This window comes from Rossellomorea pakistanensis (assembly GCF_016908495.1).
Lineage (GTDB): Bacteria > Bacillota > Bacilli > Bacillales > Bacillaceae_B > Rossellomorea > Rossellomorea pakistanensis.
This window is the reverse complement of sequence record NZ_JAFBDZ010000002.1, coordinates 34,087-57,917: the sequence shown is the minus strand read 5'-3', so window position 1 is coordinate 57,917 and position 23,831 is coordinate 34,087. Positions and strand designations below refer to the sequence as shown.

Annotated in this window: 21 protein-coding genes and 3 tRNA genes; 4 read left to right on the top strand and 20 right to left on the bottom strand. The window is 37.6% G+C overall.

The annotated features are described in order from the left end of the window. Positions 1-13: 13 nt before the first annotated feature. The 5 genes from JOC86_RS08075 to JOC86_RS08055 all read right to left on the bottom strand — a co-directional run bounded on the left by JOC86_RS08075 (position 14) and on the right by JOC86_RS08055 (position 4,468). On the bottom strand, positions 14-835 hold the full coding sequence (locus tag JOC86_RS08075) for a TIM barrel protein (protein WP_205170400.1): 822 nt from the start codon (positions 833-835) through the stop codon (positions 14-16). Between the two features lie 453 nt (positions 836-1,288). Further along, positions 1,289-1,849 (bottom strand): bifunctional transcriptional activator/DNA repair enzyme AdaA, encoded by a 561-nt coding sequence (locus JOC86_RS08070; protein WP_205170397.1) that lies wholly within the window; start codon positions 1,847-1,849, stop codon positions 1,289-1,291. A 21-nt stretch (positions 1,850-1,870) separates the two neighbouring features. Next, positions 1,871-2,641, bottom strand: coding sequence for an isocitrate lyase/PEP mutase family protein (locus JOC86_RS08065; RefSeq protein WP_205170394.1), 771 nt, complete (start codon positions 2,639-2,641; stop codon positions 1,871-1,873). A gap of 134 nt (positions 2,642-2,775) precedes the next feature. After that, positions 2,776-3,672 (bottom strand): EamA family transporter, encoded by an 897-nt coding sequence (locus JOC86_RS08060; RefSeq protein WP_205170391.1) that lies wholly within the window; start codon positions 3,670-3,672, stop codon positions 2,776-2,778. A 103-nt stretch (positions 3,673-3,775) separates the two neighbouring features. Beyond that, the gene (locus tag JOC86_RS08055) at positions 3,776-4,468 is read right to left on the bottom strand and encodes an AraC family transcriptional regulator (protein ID WP_205170388.1); all 693 of its coding nucleotides are present in this window, start codon (positions 4,466-4,468) and stop codon (positions 3,776-3,778) included. A gap of 367 nt (positions 4,469-4,835) precedes the next feature. Here JOC86_RS08055 and JOC86_RS08050 point away from each other — a divergent pair, with 367 nt between their 5' ends. Continuing rightward, positions 4,836-6,590, top strand: a complete 1,755-nt coding sequence (locus JOC86_RS08050) for a peptidase G2 autoproteolytic cleavage domain-containing protein (RefSeq protein ID WP_205170385.1) — start codon at positions 4,836-4,838, stop codon at positions 6,588-6,590. Positions 6,591-6,852: 262 nt separating this feature from the next. On the opposite strand, the gene JOC86_RS08045 is transcribed toward JOC86_RS08050, so the two are convergent. Then, the gene (locus JOC86_RS08045; protein ID WP_205170382.1) at positions 6,853-7,815 is read right to left on the bottom strand and encodes a helix-turn-helix transcriptional regulator; all 963 of its coding nucleotides are present in this window, start codon (positions 7,813-7,815) and stop codon (positions 6,853-6,855) included. 110 nt (positions 7,816-7,925) lie between these two features. On the opposite strand from JOC86_RS08045, the gene JOC86_RS08040 reads away from it, so the two are divergent. Both JOC86_RS08040 and JOC86_RS08035 read left to right on the top strand, forming a co-directional pair. After that, complete coding sequence (locus tag JOC86_RS08040) at positions 7,926-8,405, top strand: GyrI-like domain-containing protein (RefSeq protein ID WP_205170373.1); 480 nt, start codon at positions 7,926-7,928, stop codon at positions 8,403-8,405. 21 nt (positions 8,406-8,426) lie between these two features. After that, positions 8,427-8,891 carry a phage tail protein gene (locus tag JOC86_RS08035; RefSeq protein WP_205170371.1) on the top strand — a complete coding sequence of 155 codons (465 nt, stop codon included), beginning with the start codon at positions 8,427-8,429 and terminating at the stop codon, positions 8,889-8,891. Positions 8,892-9,112: 221 nt separating this feature from the next. On the opposite strand, the gene rlmH is transcribed toward JOC86_RS08035, so the two are convergent. The 12 genes from rlmH to JOC86_RS07975 form a co-directional block, all read right to left on the bottom strand. Next, complete coding sequence (gene rlmH / locus JOC86_RS08030) at positions 9,113-9,592, bottom strand: 23S rRNA (pseudouridine(1915)-N(3))-methyltransferase RlmH (protein ID WP_205170369.1); 480 nt, start codon at positions 9,590-9,592, stop codon at positions 9,113-9,115. A gap of 94 nt (positions 9,593-9,686) precedes the next feature. Then, complete coding sequence (locus JOC86_RS08025) at positions 9,687-9,845, bottom strand: CxxH/CxxC protein (RefSeq protein WP_205170366.1); 159 nt, start codon at positions 9,843-9,845, stop codon at positions 9,687-9,689. Between the two features lie 104 nt (positions 9,846-9,949). Next, complete coding sequence (locus tag JOC86_RS08020) at positions 9,950-11,167, bottom strand: S1C family serine protease (protein ID WP_205170363.1); 1,218 nt, start codon at positions 11,165-11,167, stop codon at positions 9,950-9,952. A gap of 178 nt (positions 11,168-11,345) precedes the next feature. Then, positions 11,346-12,140, bottom strand: coding sequence for an MBL fold metallo-hydrolase (locus JOC86_RS08015; protein ID WP_205170360.1), 795 nt, complete (start codon positions 12,138-12,140; stop codon positions 11,346-11,348). Positions 12,141-12,146: 6 nt separating this feature from the next. Next, positions 12,147-12,953 (bottom strand): two-component system regulatory protein YycI, encoded by an 807-nt coding sequence (locus JOC86_RS08010; protein ID WP_205170357.1) that lies wholly within the window; start codon positions 12,951-12,953, stop codon positions 12,147-12,149. After that, the gene (locus JOC86_RS08005) at positions 12,940-14,271 is read right to left on the bottom strand and encodes a YycH family regulatory protein (RefSeq protein WP_205170354.1); all 1,332 of its coding nucleotides are present in this window, start codon (positions 14,269-14,271) and stop codon (positions 12,940-12,942) included. Before JOC86_RS08005 ends, JOC86_RS08010 begins: the two co-directional genes overlap by 14 nt. Next, complete coding sequence (walK, locus tag JOC86_RS08000; RefSeq protein WP_205170351.1) at positions 14,268-16,097, bottom strand: cell wall metabolism sensor histidine kinase WalK; 1,830 nt, start codon at positions 16,095-16,097, stop codon at positions 14,268-14,270. The genes JOC86_RS08005 and walK overlap by 4 nt, the downstream gene beginning before the upstream one ends. Positions 16,098-16,102: 5 nt before the next feature. Next, positions 16,103-16,813, bottom strand: coding sequence for a response regulator YycF (yycF, locus tag JOC86_RS07995; RefSeq protein WP_205170348.1), 711 nt, complete (start codon positions 16,811-16,813; stop codon positions 16,103-16,105). A 370-nt stretch (positions 16,814-17,183) separates the two neighbouring features. Next, positions 17,184-18,671: a peptidoglycan DD-metalloendopeptidase family protein gene (locus tag JOC86_RS07990; RefSeq protein ID WP_205170345.1), complete on the bottom strand. Its 1,488-nt coding sequence runs from the start codon at positions 18,669-18,671 to the stop codon at positions 17,184-17,186. Between the two features lie 353 nt (positions 18,672-19,024). Continuing rightward, positions 19,025-19,097, bottom strand: a tRNA-Phe gene (locus JOC86_RS07985). Between the two features lie 198 nt (positions 19,098-19,295). Beyond that, positions 19,296-19,362 (bottom strand) — tRNA-Glu (locus JOC86_RS07980). 18 nt (positions 19,363-19,380) lie between these two features. Further along, positions 19,381-19,456 (bottom strand) — tRNA-Lys (locus JOC86_RS07975). 272 nt (positions 19,457-19,728) lie between these two features. On the opposite strand from JOC86_RS07975, the gene JOC86_RS07970 reads away from it, so the two are divergent. Beyond that, complete coding sequence (locus JOC86_RS07970) at positions 19,729-20,805, top strand: potassium channel family protein (protein WP_338021737.1); 1,077 nt, start codon at positions 19,729-19,731, stop codon at positions 20,803-20,805. A gap of 140 nt (positions 20,806-20,945) precedes the next feature. Here the strand turns inward: JOC86_RS07970 and JOC86_RS07965 are convergent, their stop codons facing one another. Beyond that, a complete protein-coding gene (locus JOC86_RS07965) occupies positions 20,946-22,238 on the bottom strand; it encodes an adenylosuccinate synthase (protein WP_205170340.1) in 1,293 nt (430 codons plus the stop codon). A 219-nt stretch (positions 22,239-22,457) separates the two neighbouring features. Continuing rightward, on the bottom strand, positions 22,458-23,822 hold the full coding sequence (dnaB, locus tag JOC86_RS07960) for a replicative DNA helicase (RefSeq protein WP_205170337.1): 1,365 nt from the start codon (positions 23,820-23,822) through the stop codon (positions 22,458-22,460). Between the last annotated feature and the right edge of the window lie 9 nt (positions 23,823-23,831).

The following is a 23,831-nucleotide window of genomic DNA, read 5'->3' as shown; positions in this document are numbered from 1 at the left end:
CTCCAAATCCAGATTATAAGATTCCTAATTCCCTTACTTTCTCAAATGATTTTATGATTGTATCTTGAGGATTGTGGTAATACCTAGATCCCATTATCTCTATGGTGCACGCTCCTTCGTATTGATGGTTTTGCAGACTTGTAAGGTATTCTCTCCACTTCAAAACTCCCTCATCTAAAGCCAGATGTGCATCTGACTGACCGTCTCCATCTATCAGATGAAAATGACATAACTCTGGTAAAATCGAAAAATAATCTTCAGGTGTTTCATCAGCTAATTTCATGGCTACTGTATCAATCATGCCTTTTAATGAGGGAGATTTGATGTCCTCTATCATTTTTTTCAGTCCTTGAGAGTCGATAACTAGATTTGATTCAAATTTGGTTAACGGTTCTAAAGCAAGAATCATTCCCTCCTTTTCTGCCACTTTGGATAATTGAGATAGTGAATCACATGAAAACTTCCAAGATTCTTCTTTAGAAACAGAAAAGTCTCCAATCCCAGAAGTAACAAGCATCATGTTTGTCCCTAACTCCAATGCAGCGTATAAATTTTCAATAAAATAGTGAATACTTGTTTTTCTCCAATGAGAATCTGATGTTGCAAGATTGTATGGATAAATGCACTGTTCAGGAGTATAACAAACAATATTCATATTTCTGGATTTCAGTTCTTTTCTAATATTTCTTATGTTTCCAAGTATGTTCCGATAAACATATATGTGTGGCTCGCCAGCCCACAATTCAATGTTCCTTATACCAATACGATCCATACTATCCAAAAAATCTTGAAAAGGATAATGTCGAAAGATAGTATTCATCCCTGCAAATTTCATATATTCACCTCCTTTTTAAGAAAAAGATTATTTGTTATGTTTTGTATTATAATTAATAAATACATAAAATTCAATTAAATTTAGAAAATTATAAAAATAATACTGATAAATCCTCTTTAACGAAAAAAAGCATGATTTCTGTTTAAATCATGCTTTTTTCCATAAAGAGCTACAATAAATATTCAACTGTTAAAAAATGTAATAGATTAAACAAACCATTTTTAACTCCCCTTTGTTTCCTTTTAAGTTTAAGGGGAGTTTAAAGAGGAGGCTAATAAAAAAGTGAGGCTATTCACTTTTCTTTTAGTAGGAACCCTGGTGAGTCTAACACAGAAGAAAACATAGAAGATATACACTCTAGTAAACCAACAGAAGGAGTCTCTAAAGAACCTGTATCAGCACTGAAGTTGATAGAACATGAAAAAGCGAGAACAGTTGAATATAATCCCCGTTTCAACAATCTAAATTCCGATATTCACTAGGCGAACAATTTTTCAACCTTCGAAATACCTTATAGAAATTTGAAGGACTTTGGAATCCAACGTCATAGCAAACCTCAAGATTTGTTCGATCTGTATTTTTAAGAAGATATGCTGCTTTATCAACCCTTATTTTTTCCAAATAGGTTCGTGGGGTTTCTAAAGTTTCCTGTTTAAATAGGCGGTCAAGATAATAGGAACTTACACCGACATGATTTGCAATATCCTGTAATACAAGTCTTTGTTTATAATGAGTAACTAAGAAGGCGATAACCGTTTTAACCAGCTCTGTATGAGGGGAATGTTCAACTTCTGGCTGACATCTTTTACAAGCGCGAAAACCGGCATTTTCAACATCGTTGATATCATGGTAGAATTCTACATTTATTTTTTTCGGCTTTTTGGAACTACAGGAAGGCCGACAATAAATTTTGGTTGTTTTCACAGCCGTATAAAATAGCCCATCGTATTTTTGGTCACACGCGATGATTTTCTCCCACATTTCTTCAAATGAAAGATTTATATTAGCGATCATCGAACTCCTATCCTTTCCAGGTTAGTATTCATATAAATGTGAGGTGTCCTTATACTCTAATAATCTTGTCGTATTTTTTTCTAAATAATCAATCATGATGTCAGACAGTGCATTTCCAAAACTAAAACGTCTAACTCCTAATTCTTTAAGCTTATTACAATTTGTTAGTCCAGGTAAAGACAATATATTAAGTGGAGCATCTATATTGAGCGCCATTTCCTTTATCTCTTTCTCTTTGGTTACTCCTGGAACAAAGATGCCACTAGCCCCACTCTCCACATAAGACCTTGCTCGATCAATTGTTTCCATTAATGGGTTATCCTTTTGAAAATAAGTATCCGCTCTAGCGTTTATATAAAAATCTTTATAACCATGATGATCTAACTCGGTTCTAATTTTTGATAAAAGATTACAATGCTCCGATATCTCCCTTAAGCCTTTTTGTTTTTTGAGTGAATCCTCAATATTGATGCCGGCAACCCCAACATCTGCAGTCCTTAAAACATTATCTACTATCGTTTCTGTATCATCTCCATAGCCCGCTTCAATATCTGCAGAAACAGGTATTTTCACATGATCCGTTATCGTTTTGATGATTCCTAAATGTCGGTCAAATTCAATGAATTCACCATCCGCCAATCCAATGGAGTTGGCAATTCCCCAGCTTGTCGTACCAATTGCTTTGAATCCTGCTTTCTCGAGAGTTAAAGCTGATAGCAGATCCCAGGCGTTTCCTAAAAATAACATCTCCTTTGACGAATGAAGTTCATTGAATTCCTGAATTTTGTTCATTTTCCTCTCCTCCTCAGTTCGATGGACTCATTTTATCAGGGAATCTATACTGATTTCGTCCTCATTCTTGCTCTTATGGTCCATGTGACAAAAAGGAAAGCTATCATTTGCTTCTCTACCCTTAAAAGGTTATTTCACTTAATCGTTGAATGAACTTGGAGAACCTTTTTAGGATTTGGGGAAGACCATATCAATAATCCGATCCCTATTATTAGAAGGGATATCCCAATCCACGAAGTAAAGTCTAGATCTTCTCCTACTAAGTAAACTCCTAATAATGCTGCTGTTAAGGGTTCGGCTAATGAAAGTGTAACGGCTGTTGAAGAAGGGGTGTTGATAAGCCCTTTAGAAAAAAGAAAGTAGGCCATTCCTGTTGCGATAATCCCAAGATGAAGACTTACCGTGACACCTTTTAGCTCCATGATCCAAGACATATCATAAAGAAACAAGAACGGAGATAAAAGAGTAGCACTAAGAGTGAAAATAACCGCAACTACTAATAGGGTAGAATAATTCTTAACTAATTTTTTACTTGAAAAAGTATAAATGGCAAACGATAAACCAGCCCCAAGAGCCATCAAGATCCCATAAGGATCTACATTTACTGATTCTTTATTTAGAAATAGCATGAGACATCCAAGAATAGAAAAGAGGGTAGAATACCACCATATTTTTGACGGACTTTTTTTCAATACGATCCATTCTAGAACTCCAGATAAAATAGGAGCACTTCCAATGGCAATCACAGTCCCAATTGCCACTCCTGTAATCGTAACGGCAGAGAAAAATAATGGTTGATAAATTGCCATGCTTAAAGAAGCCAATAGTATGGCTTTCATTGGCCAATTTTTCAAATTTAATTGTCCTAGTAATAGAACAATCAAAAATAATGAAATTCCTCCTACTGCTAGTCGAGTAGCACCTAAAGCAAATGGGTGTGCGCCTTCCGGTGCAAAAGTCTGTGCTGTACCAGTGGTTCCCCAAAGGATAGCAGCAAGTAAAACCCAAAATGAAGAAAACTTTTTATTCATCCTATTCACTCCAATAAAAAAAGATAAAAAGAACGTTTAAACTTATAATAGAAAACGAATCATCCTTTTTCTTTACTAAGTTTAAGGTTCTTTTTATCCATTCTTAATTTTTTCTGTATTTTTGTGGAGGAATACCCTCGAACCTCACAAACCACCTTGTAAATGAGGAGGAATTTTCAAAGCCTAATTCTTCACTAATGCTTGAGATCGACCATGATGTCGTTCTTAATAATTGTTTGGCTTCCTTCAGGCGCAACTCAGAGATGTATGCTTTTGGACTTTTACCTGTTTTCTGTTTAAACCATGATGAATAATATACAGGGTGATAATGTTCGATTTCCGCTAATTGTTCCATTTTAATTGATTCTTTAAAATGCTTATGAATATAGTCGATAGAAGGGGATGTCGACATTCGAAGTTTATGGGCCACATATCTAGTTAAGTCATTTAATGGTGATGAGGTCTCCTGATTTCTAGTCTCTTCTAATAATAAAAAACGAATCGAAGACCATTGTTGATCTAACTTCATATACATGCTCTCTGTTCCGCTAGGTAAATAATGGGTCGGAATATCCAAAATCAGAAATTCATTTCGATCCGTAGAACGGTAAACATGATTACATTCAGGAGGGAGATAGAAGCAGTAATCTGAACTAAGTTTTATCTTTTGCCACATCGTTTGTATATCTAAGGAACCATGCAACGGAAAGAGGAACTGTCCAAAATCATGTTGATGAGAATCAAACTCTCTGGAATAGGATCTTTTCTCACAAATTACTTGTTTACTATTCTTCATTTTTTCCCCTCCTTACTTCTTCTTTAAAATTTATTATATAGCGAATGAATGGAGCTATAAAGCGTTTGATAAAAACCTATTTTTTGTAATCTCCCATAGTATTAAATACTAAATCAGAACTTCATCTGTTATAACTCCGGTTGAAATACTTCTAAGAAGAAGGAAAATACATCATTTAAAAAATAATTACTTTACCACGTTAGAAAGTTTGTCCATACCAATGTTCCACTAAAACATAACATACTAATAGTAGTGTTCTTACTATATTTAAAGGAATAATATAATCATATTTTAATAGATTCGTTTTATTTTACATGATAGAAGGTTTAACGATTCTCGATAAATTTTATTAAAGGAGAAGATAATAATGTCCAATGGATGCAATCGAAATCCTATCGGAACTTGTTCGGAAGCAGAAGGAAATAGTACAATCTCCAATGGGTCAGCCTCCCATGCGGAAGGTTTTTCATCCGAAACATTAGCTGATACAGCTCACGCCGAAGGGAACTCAACTACAGCCAGTGGAGTAGCTGCCCATGCAGAGGGGTTCGCTACTACGGCCGGTGGCGACCATTCTCATGCAGAGGGTAACCAGACCATCGCTAGTGCTTTAGATTCTCATAGTGAGGGACGGTTTACATCCGCTAATAGTATTGCTGCCCATGCAGAAGGAATTAATACAAGTGCAACGGGAAATGCTTCTCATGCAGAGGGGCTTTCTACCGAAACGATAGCGAGTACGGCACACGCCGAAGGAACTTCAACTACAGCAAGTGGTGTAGCTTCTCATGCAGAAGGGTTTTCTACGACTGCCGGTGGCCCCCACTCTCATGCAGAGGGTAACCAGACCATCGCTAGTGCTCTAGATTCTCATAGTGAGGGACGGTTTACATCCGCTAGTAATATCGCTGCCCATGCAGAGGGAAGCTTGACGACTGCGTCAGGCATTGCGTCCCATGCAGAGGGTGAAAATACGGTTGCCAGCGGACTTGTTTCTCATGCGGAAGGACAAGGTACGATGGCTCAAGGAGAATCTTCACATGCAGAAGGTGACCAAACAGAAGCCAATGGTAGAGCGTCTCACGCGGAAGGAAACTTGACAATGGCTAACGGTATTTTTGCCCACGCGGAGGGACAACGCACTATTGCTTCAGGTGATCTTTCCCATGCCGAAGGAAATCAGACACAAGCGAGTGGTCAAAATGCTCATGCAGAAGGCGCTCTTAACATTGCGAGTGGGTTCACATCGCATGCAGAGGGTGTCAACACTGTTGCTTCAGGATTTTTCTCTCATACTGAAGGCCAGTCGACAGATGCGAACCTTTTGGAAGGTGTTCATATCATGGGAAGATTCGGTCAAGCAAATGAGCTACCGTATTCTTGGTACCTGGCTAACGGTACCGATGCTTCGAATCCAAGTTTGGCGGCAAAAATATTAAGCGACGGTAATGTCAAAATTGATGGAGCCGTCACTACCCCAGCTGCAGATTATGCCGAAATGTTCGAAACGATAGATGGGAAACCGATCGAATACGGCTATTTCGTCACGTTAAAAGAGAATAAAGTACGTATATCAAATGGTGAAGATGATTATATATTGGGAATTACAAGCGCAAAGCCGGCTTTCTTGGCCAATAGCGGAGAGATGCGCTGGAAGCACAAATATTTGACCACTGAATGGGGAGAAATTCTGTATGAAAACATTTCACTTCCCCCTGTATTTGACTCTGAAGGTAACGTCATCGTGCCACAAAAGGTAGAACGCAGACCAATATTAAACCCTGAATGGGATTCTACTAAGGAATATATTCCACGCTCTAAGAGGCCGGAATGGGTGGCAGTTGGGATAATGGGACAGCTCCTAGTTCGCGATGATGGCACTTGCAAGGCAAATAGCTATTGCAGACCAAACAAGGAAGGGATTGCAACAGCTTCAGAGCACGGGTATAGAGTCATGAAACGAATAAGTCAAAATCAGGTCTTGATTGTTGTTCCTCAGCATAATAGGCATCTTAATGACAACATAGTTGATCAACTAGATAAGCTAGCTAAATTAAAGGAACAGGGCTATCTTTCTGATGAGGAATTTCAGATTGTAAAGCAGAGGCTACTAAACCTTTAAGTAAGATTATAATAGAGCTTAGTGAAAATCTGGGAATGTTATAAATCGTCTAGAGAGTATTCAAATTTTCCTTATGTTCTTGCTCCAAAAGAAAAACAGGATTTTACAATGCAAAGGCAATGGACCATGGTTGATCACCACGAATCCATTGCCCATAAAATATTATTAATAACTACCAAGTTCAAAATATCTGCGAATCACCTTTAATATAAATTTAAAAGGTTCACCGTAACGCATCTAAATGAGGTTTAACTGGCACTGCTTAGGGGCAGTATAGAAATATTCTCTCTTGTAAACCTTCTAAAACTTCTTCTGGTACTTCCCTGACCTTGATATCCTCACCTAGGAAAAGCAGCCAATTTGTTATTTCGGTCAATTCCTCTGAATTATTAACGTTGATAAAAGTCTTTAGAATGGCTGTGGTTTGGTAAGGATTTGTATAAGAAATTGAAACTTTTATAGGATGATATTTTTTGAACTGGGCAATCGCCTTTGGACCAAGTTCAAGGACAAGGTTGATTACTTCTTCCTGCTTACTTAGTTTTTCTATAATTTTTTTCTTACTTAATCTATTTTTCGTCTGGTAAGGTTCGACATTGGTTAGGTTGTCGACAGGAAAAATCTGCTTCTTTTCTTCCTTTAAGTTAAAGCCTTCAATCAACCAAAAACTTTTTTCACGATACAGGTGCAAGAGGTAAATCGGATAAGACTTTATTGCCTTCTCTTCATTGATCGTAATCAATAAATAGCTATCCAAAAGAAGGATTTGGATGAGTTTTTCTAACATGGGGTGAGGGAGGTCTGATAGATCAAGCAGGTCGGGATTATTGGGGTTGGTCCCTTCAAAAAGCAAGATTTGATTTAAAAGAACAAGGTCATCTTGCTGGTTTTCTGAGATGAGGCCCAGTAATTTTTCAGCTAAAGACTGACGACTCTTTAGATAGGGGAGTTGTTGATTTCTTGTGGCCATAAAGGCAATAAAAAGAGCTTTGACCTCATTATCGGTAAAGCGAACTTCGGGCAGGACAGAGCTGTTCATGACAAAATAACCCCCATCCCTTCCAACCTCAGCGACAAGTGGCATCCCCATGGCTTCAATTTCTCTGATATCTCTAATAGCTGTCGAACGAGAGATGTTAAATTCTCGCATGATTTCAGAAATTGTAAAGTGGGCACGGTTGTTGATATACCGCATGATGATATTAATCCGTTCAACTTTTTTCATGGGCCCCCCCTAAACAGTATCATATTTTGACATGATTTAAGGCTATTATAAACCTATCAAGTGAAAATACAAATCATTTGATAAATTTAAAAAAGAGGAAGGTTTTGAATATGACAAATTATACCCTAGAAGAAAAAGACAGCTTTACCGTTTTAGGTTTGGGAACTGAGCTTAAGAGTGATTACACAGACTATGCTGGCATAACCAAGGAAAAGTCAGACTTTTGGCAGGTCATCAAACAAGATGGAAGGCTTGACACTTTAAAAGCCATAGCCACAAATGACTACATTTTTGCCGTGAACGAAGCGGTGAATAACAAGATGATGCATTATGCTGGCGTCATGACAGAGGCAACAGTACCTGAAGAACATAGAGTTATCCAATTTCCTAAAGGGGAATACCTAATAGTTAGAGGAGAAGGGCAGACGGCTGATGAGTTGAGTAATAAACTTACTGGCATTGCCTTTGGTCAAGTCTTGCCAGAAGCAAAGGATTTTACTTATGTTGGAGGGCCGAATGCGACGGTTGAGATGGGGCAGAGAAACGGCATAGTATATGGTGAAATGTGGATTCCTGTAGTTAGGAAATAAAGTGATAAAAGGCGGGAGGAAATGTCCTATATCGTTGATTTTAAAAATGTGTCTACGGTTGGTTTAGAGTCTTCATCAGTAGCAGAAGCGCTTGCTGGTTTACGTGCTAATGAAGCCCGTTACTTTATGAACAAATATAAGCATGAATTTACGGTTGTACCAGCTAGTGAAAGCAAGGAGACCGTTGATTATGTGAATCTAATTTTGAAAGTCGAACGTAATATTGAGTTTGCGGCCAAACCCTTAGAAACTTCGCGTTTTCAAGTGGAAAATATCAAATGGACCTACATCTTTTATGAGGATGGTCTTGAGGTTAACGTCATGTATACGGTTGATGACCCAAAGAAGCGGGCCGTTGGTTTTAAGCTTTCTGAGGGGATGGAGGTACCCAAGGAATTAGAAGGAAAGTTTAAGTTTGCTAGGCAGAGGTCTAAACTAGCTGGAACCATTCGGGGCACGTTTTTTGTAATTAAAGGAGAATATTAAATCAACAAAGGCGCAAGTGGATGAATTCAGCCATTTTTGTATTTGTTCAATCAGGATTTTCTTCACTTTGAAAAGAAAATCCTGATTGAACAAAAAAACTAAATTTATTACAAGCAAAAACGACCAATCATGTAACAAATGTTCATCTAGCTTTCAAATAACAAAACAGCACCTCTCCAACAAATGAGAGGGGGCTGTTACTTTTATCGCAGAAACCTCATTTACTTATGATACGGTTCACCCCGATTAATCCGAAACGCCCGATAAACCTGCTCCACCAATATCAACCGCATCATCTGATGAGGAAAAGTCATCTTTGAAAAGGATAAAGTTTCATTCGCCCGCTTTATAACGTCATCACTTAATCCTAGAGATCCTCCAATGACAAAGGCTACTTTGCTTTTTCCGTAGGTTGCGAGCTGATCGAGATTGGCAGCAAGCTCTTCGGAAGTTCTCATTTTTCCTTCAATAGCTAAGGCAATGACATGGGCATCTGGGTTAATCTTTGTGAGAATTCTTTCGCCTTCTTTGTTTTTTACTTGTTCCATTTCTGTACTACTCAGTTCTTCGGGTGCTTTTTCGTCTGAAACCTCTATGATTTCAACTTTTGCGTAGGGGCCAAGCCTTTTTAGGAATTCATTAATTCCTTGCTTTAAATATTTTTCTTTTAATTTACCAACCGTTACAATCGAGATATTCAATCTTTACCCTCACTTTACAAACAGTTTACAAACAAGATATCCACAGTAGTTATCCACATATCAACAGGAAGTATCCACATTTCGTAGCAGAATATTAGTTCGCCACAATATATGTTGCGTTATTCTCACAATATTCACAGGTTGTGGATAAACTTTGTTCTTCTGTTAGCTGTTCTAGTACAGGCGCTACCTCGTACTCATCCACGACAATATCCATCGCTAACTCTACATGCTCTTTACAGCAATAAATCATTTCATTTCCTCCGTTACCTTTATTGTTCTTATTTTATCCACATGTCATCATACCATTAAACAAAAAAAGCAGAAAGATGGAAAACCCACCTCTCTGCTTTATCTCTACATCATTTGTGATTCATCTGTCAATTTCATTGTCGTTTCTTGTAATTCACCATTACGATAGAATTTAACCTTCATTTGGTCTCCAACCGATTTTTTATTATATAGGTGCTTTCGCAGTTCTATTATATCCGCTACTTTCTCACCATCCAGTTCGACAATTACATCAAGCTCTTGAAGACCTGCTTGTGCCGCTGGAGAATTAGGAACCACCTCACGAATCATGACTCCTTCCTTCACATCTTTCGGTAATTTCAATGTTTGTTCTTGATGATAAGAAGTTATTTGATTCACATCTTGAAGGGTAACACCCATTGCAGGACGTTTTACTTCTCCATACTTTTCTAAATCTTTGATTATGGGTTGAGCATAATTAATAGGGATGGCCAGACCTATTCCTTCAACAGCTTCTTGAGCAATCTTCATTGAATTGATTCCTATTACCTGACCAGAAATGTTTATAAGGGCACCACCGCTATTACCAGGATTGATGGCAGCATCAGTTTGGATAACTTCAGCCTGCCAATCTTCCCTTCCATCCTGGTCAAAGTCCACCGGGATGGTACGCTCTACACCTGAGATGATTCCTTTTGTAACCGAACCAGAAAAGGATAATCCAAGTGGGTTTCCGATAGCGATTACAGGTTCACCTGCTTTTAATTGATCAGAATTCCCAAACTCAGCAACTGATTTTACATTTTTACCATCCATTTCGAGGACAGCAAGATCCGTCCAAATATCTCCGCCCTTTATTTCAGCTGGAATTTTGGTTCCGTCCGACAGTGTTACTTCAAGTTGGTCAGCTCCTTCGATGACGTGATAGTTTGTCACGACGTAAGCTTTCCCGTTTTCTTTTTTATAAATTACTCCTGAACCCGTACCAGCTTCTTGTCCATTTTGTTCCCAGAAGCTTTGTGATTGAATGTTTGTAATTCCAACGACAGCATCTCCAGCTTTGTCAACCGCTTTCGTAATATCTGTCGTCACATCGACTGAAACCTTTTCTACGTTTCCATTGTGATATTCCTCATCCGTACTTGCTAGGTTCTCATCAGGGTTCACGTCATACGGTAGGATATTGTAATCACTTAGCTGTGGGATTGCAACAAGTATAAGTACCACACCTAGAATGACTCCAACTAGACTTGCAAGAAAATATCCGCCACGACTTCCTTTTTGCTTAGATCGGCTTTGGTTTTCATCATCATAATAACCCATAAGTGCACATCCTTTCTAACAACAATTCCTTTTATATTTTCTCTATACAGCCCAAATTATAATCAGAGAAAATTAAAATATGATGAAAATGAGCTAAGATTTTTACAATATGTAAAAAAGATGGAGAATTCTAAGACCTCCACCTTTGCTATACCTTTTATTCGATAGGACTAAACCGCTAAATCGCTACTAATTCGGTTGGGCTTTGTGGGTCTGTATCATATAAATCAAAAGATTCTCCTATCATTAACCCTCTTGATTCAAGAGTTTGAGCCACGCTCATTCTCGCTAAATCCTTCATATTGTTATCTTTGCTCAGGTGGGCGAGATAAATACTTTTTGTTCGATCTCCCGCTACTTCACTCATAGCAATCGCCGCATCTTCATTTGAGACATGTCCAACATCACTTAAGATTCGCCGCTTAATATTCCAAGGGTAACGACACATTCTTAACATATCAACATCATGGTTGCTTTCAAATACATAGGAATCAGCATTCGAAATGATCCCTTTCATCCTGTCACTGACATACCCGGTGTCAGTAACAAGAACCAACTTTTTGTCGCCTTGATGGAATACATAGAACATAGGCTCTGCCGCGTCATGTGACACTCCAAACGATTCAATGCTTAGTGAGCCAAAAGACTTTACGGTTTCCATTCCAAATACAAATTTTTGTTCCGTTTCTATTTTTCCTATAAGAGGGGACATCGCACTCCAGGTTTTTTCATTTGCATAAATCGGGAGCCCATACTTGCGTGCAAGGATCCCCACTCCTTTAATATGATCACTATGCTCATGAGTGACAAATATCCCGCTCAAATCTTTCATATTACGATCTATTTTTTGAAACAACCCTTCCATTTGTTTCCCACTTAATCCAGCGTCAACAAGAAAGGAATGTTCCTCATTTTCAACATAAATCGCATTTCCGGTACTCCCACTTGCCAGTACACTAAAATGCATGGACATTCAAATTCACTCCAATTTTTCTTTATTTTGATTTTCCACCTCAATGACTTTACCCTCGATAGCATTAATAAATAAATCTTCTTTTTTGCCATCTTTCTCTACGATGAAATGCCATGTAGGAGACAAGACCTGCGATTCGGCCAGGGGAATCCATGTACTATAGCCAAGACCATATTTTATAATTTCGCTGTCGGAAGGAATCTTTTTACTATCTCGTAAAATCTCAATCGCCTTTATAGGAAGCAATACCGGTTCCTTATCCCCAATTTTATCAAATGAAGTAAGCATCGTTTGTTTGTAGGAAACAATCTCTTTGTTTTCATTCAAGTTTAAGGTGATTTCCCCATTAAAATTCATAAATAATGGCCTGTCCTTATAGGATTGATAATAAATAACCTTCATGTTCTTTTCATCATATTTCCAAAATTCATACTCTCCCCCTTCAAAGGTAAAGCTCTTGATAAAATTATTAAATTCATCCTTATCAAATTTCTCACCTAATACATAAGGTTTGTCTAAATGAGAATAAATCGTTGTATTATTATTGATCATCTCGGCTTCTTGTCCCTTAAGCGTCTTTAAATCTTCTTCCGTAAAGGCCTTTGGTTTCGCTGTTATACGAGGTTCTTCTTTGGTCGTTTTAGGAAGCTGTGGATACACGATATTATCAGCAGCTAATTGTTTTTCAGTAGATGTTTGTACGAATAACCCTATCTTGTTATCTGAAAGTTTTTGAATAAAAAGAGAGAGGAGAAAGATATCTAATACTAAAAATACGACTATGAAAATGGATTTAGTTTTACTCCAATCCATTATTCGTTCCCCCCATCTCCTCTGGTATAATCGGGAGCCAGCCTCCGGCATATAGGTAATACCATGTAGGTTTATAGATAATGATGTTTTGATTTAAGTCAATGTCTCTTGAAAGCTTATAGCCGATTGCAATGTCTTCTATTAAAGAAGGCTTGATATCCTCCTGACTATTTAAATAATTTAATACTTCATATCCCGACATAAGTGTTACCCCGTTTTCTGATTCAGAATCCAATTGTAACCCCATTTTCGTATAGGGTCTTTGATACCTGTAAATCTCTTTGTTTCCTAGGACATAAGAGAGCTCTGCCATTCCGCTCTCATTAAAAACGGGTAGTCCATTGATAAACTGGCGATACACTATCTTTCTTTCTACATTACTGATTTTAAAATATTGAAATTGATCTACCCAGCCTCCATGCTCATTAACAAAATTGAAGCTTTCTTGAATAAGTACAGATGTCGTTGTCGAGCTTCCTGTTTCCTCGTAGATTGGGTTTACATAAGTAAGAATTTGATTATTAACGTCCAATTCCATCAAGCTTTTACCATCTGTAAATTGCTCACCATCATTCGTAAATTCTTTGGTCACACCATTTGGATCACTGAACAATGCATCTCTAAAAGTCTGTGTATTGATCTCTTCTAGAACGTACCTATAGCTTGGGAAATCAATAGGCTTTTCTGGCAAAAATATTTTATGAGATTTGGCTACTTCTTCTGCAAAATATCTTGGATGTTTATCCGAATTAGCAACAAAATCCTCATTAAATGTAGTAAGAAATGCTGATTTAATTTGCCCTTTATAAACGAGCTGGTCACTATAGGAAACAAAATATACTTCTGCAGTATCGTTATTAACCTTACTTGTATTTACAATTATTCGATCAATGGACTGATTAGGAAGCTTCTTCTCTTCAAAATTAAGCAGATTTCTTAAAACATCAAAAGAGATAATGTCAGGGAATAAGATTTCAACGCGTTTATCTCCATGAACTAACCATTCAAATTCACTCTGAGTTAAATCTCTCCCTACCTCAGACAATTCATAGAAGTTCCAATTGGATATGTTCTCCATCATTTTGGCGATTTCATTGTCGTCGACTGTTCCAAAAGTAGCTTGATTTTGGTGAAACAAAACCTTAAAAGGCTTAAAGACGTCTTTATACGTTTTTTCTGCCCCTATTGTAACTCCAGGAGTATAATCTTCACCAATTACATCGTAGTTAGGCTGATATGTCCAGACATTCCATGTTAATAAAACACTGATAGCGACCAAAAGGGTTAAGATTATGGATTTAATTTTTTCATAATTCATGACCATTCATCCTCTTGTATACGGTCATATGGAAGAGTGAAGTAAATGGTCGATCCTTTTCCTTCTACACTGCTTGCCCATATGTCACCACCGTGAGCTGTAATCATTTCTTTTGCAATCGCTAATCCTAACCCTGTACCACCCATTTGCCTAGTTCGAGCCTTATCCACTCTGTAAAAACGTTCAAAAATCTTTTCGAGATTTTCTTTAGGGATCCCCATCCCTTGATCTGCCACACTTACTTGCATCATATCTTCCTTCACTTCTACTTTAAACGTAATTTGTCCACCTTCTGGAGAATACTTTAATGCATTAGAAATAATATTATCGAGAACCTGTGTAAGCTTGTCTTTATCGATTTCGACAAAAACAGGATCTTCAGGTAGAAATCGTTTGAACATCACATTTTGTTGTTTTGTCATTTCGAAACGATCAATAATTTGATGGAAGAAACGAATAAAATCAATCCATTCTCGATTAAAACGATAATCTGTACTGTCCATTTTAGAAAGCTGAAGGAGGTCATTAACTAACCGGATCATTCGCTCCGTTTCATTTTGAGTCACATCCAAAAACGCAGGGGCAATTTCTTTATCTTCCCACGCTCCTTCTGCTAGAGCATCTAAATAGCTTCTCATTGTCGTAAGAGGGGTACGTAATTCATGAGAAACATTGGCGACAAATTCACGTCTCTCTAAATCTATTTTCTCTTGTTCGGTAATATCATGTAAGACGGTGATCAGTCCGTTTACAAAGCCTGTTTCCTTTTGAATAATAGAGAAATTCGCCCTTAAAACATATGGCTTTTCATTTGTTGAATAATCTAGAGTAATAGAGTTTTGTTCATTTGATAAGTCTTCGAATGTGTAAAGCTCATCTAAACCTAGTAGAGATACTAATGGCTGGGACAGGACTGTTTCACGTGAAACATTTAGCATTTTAGCGGCAGGGTCATTGATTAATATCACTCGCCCTTTTCGATCTGTTGCTATAACGCCATCTGTCATATAGGAAAGAACGGAAGACAGCTTTCTTCTTTCTCCTTCTGTAGTAGCTTGAGCTTCCTGCAGCCTTTTCGTTAAGTTGTTAAAGGTAATCGCCAATTGCCCTATTTCATCATATCCATACACTTTAACTTTTCGGGAAAAATTCCCTTTTGCCATTGCTAATGCTTGCTTTCTCATATCTGAAATCGGTCTTGTAATCGTTTGGGATAATAACACCCCAAGGATAGCCGTAATTCCCAATGCTATAACAGTTCCTGAAATGAAAATATTATTAATATCTCTCAACTGTGAATACACATTTTCAATTTCAGCAACTAAACGGATCGCTCCAATTGTCTCATTTCCGTTTTTTACGATAGGTGTGGTGTATACCCATAATCGAGTTCCAGTGTGTTCTTGTATAAAGACTTCATCTTGCGTATTTCCTAACGCGATCGTTCGAGTAACACTCACTTCTGTTGACCTTTGTCCAATCGAGCCTTGATTATCACTGTCAGATGTTCCAATAATCTTTTTGTTCTTATCAATGACACGAATTTCAGAAATATCTGTTGAGCGACTTGCATCTGCGAGTATATCCTCTATATCTTCTTCAAGCGTCGGACCATCTTCTTCTCTCTCCTTAATCATTTCCTCACGAAGATTGTACTCAATATAGTTTACGCTTTCCTTTATAGAATTTTGAAAGTTCGTGATGAGTTTATCCTCTAGCTCATTGACAAAATAGGCACCAATAATTTGCATTGCTAACAGAATGAGCAACACATAAATCAGCACAAACTTTAGATGAATAGACCTTGAAAAACCAACTTTCTTCATTTCATTTACTCCTGTTCAGGATTACGTAGATAATAGCCTACTCCTCTTCTTGTTACAATCCAATTTGGATGGCTTGGGTTGTCTTCAATCTTCTCACGTAGCCGTCTTACGGTTACATCAACCGTACGCACATCTCCATAATAATCGTAACCCCAAACCGTTTGCAGAAGATGCTCACGGGTCATGACTTGTCCAATATGCTTCGCAAGATAATGAAGAAGCTCAAACTCACGATGGGTTAACTCGATTGTATCCCCTCTTTTTGACACGACATAGGCATCAGGATGAATAACAAGGGATCCAATCGCGATCTCATTGTTTTCCTCCTCATCAGCTACTTGAGCAGCCCCATGCTGATGTCTTCGTAGATTCGCTTTGACACGGGCAATAAGCTCCCTTGTACTAAATGGTTTTGTCACATAATCATCTGCACCAAGCTCAAGGCCTAATACTTTATCAATTTCAGAATCCTTTGCTGTTAGCATAATGATTGGCATTTCATATTTTTTTCGAATTTCACGACAAACTTCCATTCCATCTCGATTTGGAAGCATAATATCAAGCAGAATCATATCTGGTTTTAATTCTTCTGCCAATTTAATCGCTTCGTCTCCATCATAGGCACAATGAACTTCGTAGCCTTCTTTTTTTAAGTTAAACTGTAATATATCCGCAATCGGTTTTTCATCATCTACAACTAATATTTTCTTTTCCATATACGAACGGGTCTCCTTCATGGCAATTTTTATTTCATTTAGTATGACTTTTTCGATAAATTCTGTTGTAACTTTGCACAAAAATCAATTCCCATACCCTATTTATGCTTGCATCCAAAAGTACAATTTGTAAAGTATTCATATCCCTTTACTATTTCTTTCTCTAATTTATCATTTTCTCCTTCTTAATTCATCTTTTACTAGTAAACTGAATGAACAATTTCTTTCTTATTGTATATTTTCACTAACAAAAATATCCATGTTCATAATAGAAAATGAGACTGATCCAAGCTAAAGGTGAAACACCACATAAAAAACTTTACGTTTTCTCCTATGCAGTGCATAACCCTTTAGGGTCAGCCTCATATGATTATAATAATTCTAACGGATTAACACGGGATCCATTCTTATAGATTTCAATGTGTAAATGAACTCCTGTGGACTGTCCGGTTTTTCCCATGTTCCCAATTTTAGATCCTGCTGATACTGTTTCCCCGACAGAAACATCAATACTACTTAAATGAGCATAGACAGATTTATAACCGTTATTGTGGTCGATGACGATTTTGTTTCCGTACCCGCCATCATCAAAACCTGCAGATATAACCTTTCCATTATCAATTGCTTTAATAGTCTTGTTATCCGGTCTTGCAATATCAATCCCTTTGTGAACTTTTCCCCATCTTGGACCCATTTTAGATGAAACATATCCACCATTTGTTGGCCAAACAAAATTGCCAGAACCTCTTGATGGCGTCACTTTTGTTCCACGAATGACAATGTGCTTAACTGGCTCTTTGATCATTTCTTCATCTTTTTCTGTCTTTTTGGTTACGTCGCCATTTTGTTCTTCTACAAGATAAGTGACGATCCGCTCTCCATCTTGACCCTCTTGTTTAACTTTCATATCACCCTTATACATAGAAGAATCTTCTACCACTTCGTTTCCATGAGCTATTTTTTCTTGTTTTTTAGCTTCTCTTTTTATATTTACATGAATGAGTGGCTTTGTTTCTGTTACGTTAATTTCGGTCCCAACTTGCAAAACACCATCTTCTTCTAAAGAAGGATTTAAATCAAACAGTTCAGTAGTTGACATATTATATTCTTCTGCGATATTACTAAGAGCATCTCCTGACTGAACCTTATACTTTTTCTCTTCAAGAGTTCCCTTTAAAAGAAGCTCAACTGCCTTCTCTGGAGTTAAAACCTTTTCGGGTTCTTCTTCAGCAGCATTGAACTTTAAATCTTCAGCAGCACTTATTTCTAATATACGTGTTTCACCCTCCTTTAGTGGGGGTAATTCACTACTGGAATCTTTTTTTCTTGCTTCATATTCAGCTAGTTCTTCTTCAGAAACATATTTGAGCTTTAATTGTTTCATTAATTCTTCCGCATCAGCTTTATCTTTAACATAAACAACTGGTTTCCCATTGATTTGAAGGGAGACAGCTTCTGCTTTTGCCGTTACACTTGCATTAAACGTCTTAACCGTCGCTTGATTGTTTACATTGTTTCTAAAAACCTGCTCAGGAACAAATGAAAGTTCTTTATCAATATCTATTTCGAAATCAGAATGCACTTCTTCAACCTTGTTAATTTTTTCTTCTTTAGCATCCTTAATCAATGATTGATCTGTAACCGCTCCTGCATACTGTTCATCGAGATAAACATGATAGATGGTTTGAAGTTCACTTTCGTTTTCTTCTGCATGAGCAGAAGATACAGATGTAATGGAAATCCCAGATATAGCTAAGACCGTAATCGCTACTTTATTAAATAGAGTATTTGGTCTATATGTATTTTTAGAGTTTAGTAGTTTTGACGAATAATTTCGTATTTTCTTCGTCCAAGTCATTGGGCGATCCTCCTAAATTTCTAAGAAAAATGTTAGTGCTTTCATACTAAAAAACGAATATTCTACAAATTTTGCACTTCTCTAATTTACCACAAATTTAAGAACCCGAAAGAATCGTTTGTATAATGTAATAAAAATGTATAATTGCTGACAAAATTAGACTTAATTATATAAAATATAACAATTTCTCTGTTTTTATATAGGAAATAAGATGTAGAGGGGATTTTCTAGGGTTATTATGTAAAGGGCATAATGAATTTCAGGGAAATCTTAGAAAAGTCCCCATCCAATGTTACATAAGTATTACAAAGAAAAAGCACTGCGAGAGTCTAGTCATCGCAGTGCTTTTTAGATGGCTCGGGACGGAATCGAACCGCCGACACATGGATTTTCAGTCCATTGCTCTACCAACTGAGCTACCGAGCCGTATTAGTATTGTTTCCTAAATGAAATAGTGCCTTGTCCATCACCCAAGTCTCAGGAAGTCTATTCAAGTAGCTGCTCGACTTGTGTGCTGAAGTAACACTTTGAAGCTTACTCGGACGTGCTCTACCAACTGAGCTACCGAGCTGTATTAAAATTGTTTTCTAAATGAAATAATTCCTTGCAAAGATATGTATGTAATGGCGGTCCGGACGGGATTCGAACCCGTGTTACCGCCGTGAAAGGGCGGTGTCTTAACCGCTTGACCAACGGGCCACGTTTAAAGTGGTGAGCCATGAAGGACTCGAACCTTCGACCCTCTGATTAAAAGTCAGATGCTCTACCAACTGAGCTAATGGCTCTCAATAATAACTGCATTAATAAAGTTTCATCTTCGACGTCCAGCTCTCAGGATGCTTATTCAAGATGTCTCTCGTGCTGTACGCTGATGTTTCGCTTCGCAGCTTACTCGTTCGTGCTCTACCAACTGAGCTATTGGCTCTTAAACTATCAATCTCGTTTAAATGCTCTTTTATGGCAACGAAGATAATATTACCACATAAGAAAATGATTAGGCAACAACTTTTTAAAAAAATTTGTCGAAAAATGATCAGCTTTTAAAATTTGGATAAATATGCTTAATTTGATCGCATTCATGATAAGATATAAATGCAGGAGGTGGGATTATTTGACTATTTTTCTTCGATTACTGAAAAAAGTAAGTAAAATGGATTTTAGTGTTATCTTGCTTTTTTCTATTTTCATTATCGTAATTGGGACATTCGGAATTCATTATTTTGAACCTAATACATTTCCAACAGTATTTGAAAGTTTCTGGTGGACTATGACAACCTTGACAACGGTAGGATATGGGGATTACTCACCGATAACCGTTCCTGGAAGGCTGCTGGGAATTTTTCTATTTATTTTTGGAATCGGAATTATCGGTTTACTCATTAGTAATGTAGTGGATTCCTTAACTACTTATAATCAATTAAAGAGGGAGGGGAAGGTAGTGTTTAAGGGTAAAAATCATATTATTTACATCGGCTGGTCTCAAAAAACAGAAAGAGCCATACAAGAAGTATTCGCACATCTCCCCGAAATGACGGTTGTTTTGATTGATTCATTAAAGGAAAATCCTTTTAATCATGACCAAATTCACTATATTCAAGGTGATGCTTCAGACGAAGAAGTTCTTCTTAAAGCTAATATACTTGAGGCTAAGCGAGTTGCCATTTTTGCAGATGAAGCGATAACTCAATCCATTTTAGCCGATGGGAAGACTCTTTTAATCGCCTCTGCAGTAGAATCACTTTCACACCAGCATAATAAAGATATTCATACCATTGTAGAGATTTGTGAGGATAAAAATATTCCTAAATTTCATCATATCCATGTCGATGATTTTATTCTTTCAAATGATTCGATTTCAATGCTGATGGCAAAGTCCACCTTACATCCTGGAACCACGAGTATTTTCAGACAGCTTTTAAGTAAGCGATTTGGAAATAATATCCATGAACTATTACCTAAAGCTGAATGGAAGACGTATAAGGAGGCATCAGAGAACTTATTAGCTTATGGGGCTGTTTTAATTGCCGTTAATGATGAAATGGATTTCACCAATGCTCATCAAAAACCCTTAAAGTCAGATGACTTGTTATATATTGTTTGTCATGATCACGTTTATGAAAAAATAAAATCATAAGAAAAAAGGTTGCCATTTATTGTGGCAACCTTTTTTGATTAAGGCTCTTTTTGTACAATTTAAAAGATGCCCCGAAACCTTAATCATGACGGATTTCTATTCTTGATCGAAAAACAACAATCTATGCGAAAACAGCCTGATTAATTAGGACTCCAAACACTTCTTACTACATTGGTTTGAGAACGATCTGGTCCTACAGAGAAGATTGACAATGGGATACCTGTTAGCTGAGAAACTCTCTCTAGATAATGACGAGCATTCTCAGGAAGTTCACCAAGTGTTTTACATCCAGTAATGTCCTCTGTCCAGCCAGATAGTTCTTCGTATACTGGAGTACATTCTGCAAGGATGTTCAGATTTGCAGGGAATTCTTCAATCGTTTCACCCTTGTACTTATAAGCAACACAAATTTTCAATGTTTTAATTCCTGTAAGAACATCGATAGAGTTAAGGGAAAGGTCTGTTAGTCCACTCACACGACGAGCATGTCTGACTACTACACTGTCAAACCATCCAACACGACGTGCTCTACCAGTTGTTGTACCGTATTCACGGCCAACCTCACGAATTTGATCGCCAATTTCATCTGTTAGTTCGGTAGGGAACGGACCGTCTCCAACACGAGTAGTATAGGCTTTCGATACTCCAACTACATGATTAATTTTCGTTGGACCTACACCTGATCCAATCGTCACTCCTCCTGCTACAGGGTTTGAAGATGTAACAAATGGGTATGTTCCTTGATCGATATCTAACATAACGCCTTGAGCGCCTTCAAAAAGAACACGGCGTCCTTCGTCAATGGCATCATTTAAAACAACAGAAGTATCGATCACATACTTCTTAATCTGCTGGCCGTACTCATAGTACTCATCAAGAATCTCATCTAATGTAAATCCTTCTGTTTCATAAAAACGCTCAAGCAGACGATTTTTTTCTTCAAGATTACGCGTCAATTTTTCTTCAAATGCCGCGCGATCCAATAAATCTGCAATACGAATACCAATTCGTGCTGCTTTATCCATGTATGCTGGGCCAATCCCTTTTTTGGTCGTACCAATTTTATTCGCGCCTTTTCTTTCCTCTTCCACTTCATCAAGCTTTAAATGGTATGGAAGAATAACATGTGCACGATTACTAATACGTAAATTGTCTGTTGTTACATTACGGTCATGTAAGTATTTTAACTCTTGCACTAAAGCTTTCGGATCTACAACCATTCCATTTCCGATTACAGCAATTTTATCTTTATAGAAAATCCCAGATGGAATTAAATGAAGCTTGTAGGTTTCTCCATCAAATTTAATGGTATGGCCTGCATTATTTCCACCTTGATATCGAGCAATTACTTCTGCATGTTCTGAAAGGAAATCGGTAATTTTTCCTTTTCCTTCGTCTCCCCATTGTGTTCCTACAACGACTACTGAAGACATATAAAGCACCTCCGATAGGGATTAATATACCCACTTTTTTCAAACAAACTCATTTTATCAATTAACTATGCAAAAAGTCAATTGAAACACGAACATTTATTTATTATTTCTTCACATTTGTTCGTATGCAATATTCAACAAATTTCGGGTGGTGCCAGGCACGGCCCGAAATTTGTCGAAGAAAAGAGGCTGCCTCCATTTGAAGGAGGCAGCCTCTTTTTAGGCTCCAGGTGGAATGCCAGTATCGTCGAATCGCCGTTCGAGGTTTACGAATTTATTATATTCTTTAACGAAGGCGAGAGAGACGGTTCCAACCGGGCCGTTACGTTGCTTAGCAATGATAATTTCGATAATGTTCTTGTTCTCTGATTCTTTATCATAATAATCATCACGATATAAGAAGGCTACAATATCAGCATCTTGCTCAATACTTCCTGATTCACGAATATCAGACATCATCGGACGCTTATCTTGTCGTTGTTCTACTCCACGTGACAACTGTGAAAGAGCGATAACGGGCACTTCTAATTCACGCGCTAACCCTTTTAATGCCCGGGAAATTTCTGATACTTCCTGCTGACGATTTTCTCCTGATCGTCCGGACCCTTGGATTAATTGTAAATAATCAATCAGGATCATCCCTAGTCCAGATTCCTGTTTCAAACGGCGGCATTTTGAGCGAATTTCATTAACACGGATCCCTGGAGTATCATCAATATAAATACCTGAATTTGAAAGGCTTCCCATTGCCATCGTTAACTTTCTCCAGTCTTCATCAGTAAGGGAGCCTGTACGAAGATTTTGAGCATTGATATTCCCTTCAGCACAAAGCATACGCATCACAAGCTGCTCAGCACCCATCTCCAAACTGAAAATAGCTACATTTTCATCGGTTTTTGTTGCGACATTCTGAGCAATATTCAGGGCAAAGGCTGTCTTACCAACGGAAGGGCGGGCAGCCACAATGATTAGGTCATTTCGTTGAAACCCTGCCGTCATATGATCTAAATCAGCGAACCCTGTAGGGATTCCCGTAATGTCCCCTACACGGTTATGAAGGGTCTCAATGTTATCGTACGTTCGTACTAAAACATCTTTAATATTATGAAAGGCTCCTGCATTTTTTCTTTGAGCTACTTCCATAATATTTTTTTCTGCTTCACTTAGAAGCTCATCTACCTCATCTTCGCGTGTATATCCATCTTGAGCAATCGTAGATGCTGTCCGGATTAATCTTCTTAATAGTGATTTTTCTTCTACTATCTTGGCATAATACTCAATATTTGCGGCTGTCGGGGCAGATGCCGCTAGTTCACTTAAGTAAGATACTCCACCAACATCCTCAAGCTCTTTCATATTAGCTAGTTCTTCCGTAACGGTAATTAAATCTACTGCCTGCCCAGCATCACTCAGGTTCAACATTACATTAAAGATTTTCTGATGAGAATTACGATAAAAATCTTCTGGGATGAGCGCTTCTGATGCTTGAGTAAGAGAGGAAGGTTCTAGGAAAATAGCACCTAACACAGCTTGCTCTGCTTCAATATTTTGAGGTGGTACTTGATGGTTCAACAATTCATTCATATATAGAAA

Bases quoted from the DNA above. Each gene is read 5' to 3' on its own strand.
- JOC86_RS08075 (WP_205170400.1), bottom strand. From the start codon at position 835: ATGAAATTTGCAGGGATGAATACTATCTTTCGACATTATCCTTTTCAA.
- JOC86_RS08070 (WP_205170397.1), bottom strand. From the start codon at position 1,849: ATGATCGCTAATATAAATCTTTCATTTGAAGAAATGTGGGAGAAAATC.
- JOC86_RS08065 (WP_205170394.1), bottom strand. From the start codon at position 2,641: ATGAACAAAATTCAGGAATTCAATGAACTTCATTCGTCAAAGGAGATG.
- JOC86_RS08060 (WP_205170391.1), bottom strand. From the start codon at position 3,672: ATGAATAAAAAGTTTTCTTCATTTTGGGTTTTACTTGCTGCTATCCTT.
- JOC86_RS08055 (WP_205170388.1), bottom strand. From the start codon at position 4,468: ATGAAGAATAGTAAACAAGTAATTTGTGAGAAAAGATCCTATTCCAGA.
- JOC86_RS08050 (WP_205170385.1), top strand. From the start codon at position 4,836: ATGTCCAATGGATGCAATCGAAATCCTATCGGAACTTGTTCGGAAGCA.
- JOC86_RS08045 (WP_205170382.1), bottom strand. From the start codon at position 7,815: ATGAAAAAAGTTGAACGGATTAATATCATCATGCGGTATATCAACAAC.
- JOC86_RS08040 (WP_205170373.1), top strand. From the start codon at position 7,926: ATGACAAATTATACCCTAGAAGAAAAAGACAGCTTTACCGTTTTAGGT.
- JOC86_RS08035 (WP_205170371.1), top strand. From the start codon at position 8,427: ATGTCCTATATCGTTGATTTTAAAAATGTGTCTACGGTTGGTTTAGAG.
- JOC86_RS08025 (WP_205170366.1), bottom strand. From the start codon at position 9,845: ATGATTTATTGCTGTAAAGAGCATGTAGAGTTAGCGATGGATATTGTC.
- JOC86_RS08020 (WP_205170363.1), bottom strand. From the start codon at position 11,167: ATGGGTTATTATGATGATGAAAACCAAAGCCGATCTAAGCAAAAAGGA.
- JOC86_RS08015 (WP_205170360.1), bottom strand. From the start codon at position 12,140: ATGTCCATGCATTTTAGTGTACTGGCAAGTGGGAGTACCGGAAATGCG.
- JOC86_RS08010 (WP_205170357.1), bottom strand. From the start codon at position 12,953: ATGGATTGGAGTAAAACTAAATCCATTTTCATAGTCGTATTTTTAGTA.
- JOC86_RS08005 (WP_205170354.1), bottom strand. From the start codon at position 14,271: ATGAATTATGAAAAAATTAAATCCATAATCTTAACCCTTTTGGTCGCT.
- walK (WP_205170351.1), bottom strand. From the start codon at position 16,097: ATGAAGAAAGTTGGTTTTTCAAGGTCTATTCATCTAAAGTTTGTGCTG.
- yycF (WP_205170348.1), bottom strand. From the start codon at position 16,813: ATGGAAAAGAAAATATTAGTTGTAGATGATGAAAAACCGATTGCGGAT.
- JOC86_RS07990 (WP_205170345.1), bottom strand. From the start codon at position 18,671: ATGACTTGGACGAAGAAAATACGAAATTATTCGTCAAAACTACTAAAC.
- JOC86_RS07970 (WP_338021737.1), top strand. From the start codon at position 19,729: ATGCTTAATTTGATCGCATTCATGATAAGATATAAATGCAGGAGGTGG.
- JOC86_RS07965 (WP_205170340.1), bottom strand. From the start codon at position 22,238: ATGTCTTCAGTAGTCGTTGTAGGAACACAATGGGGAGACGAAGGAAAA.
- dnaB (WP_205170337.1), bottom strand. From the start codon at position 23,822: ATGAATGAATTGTTGAACCATCAAGTACCACCTCAAAATATTGAAGCA.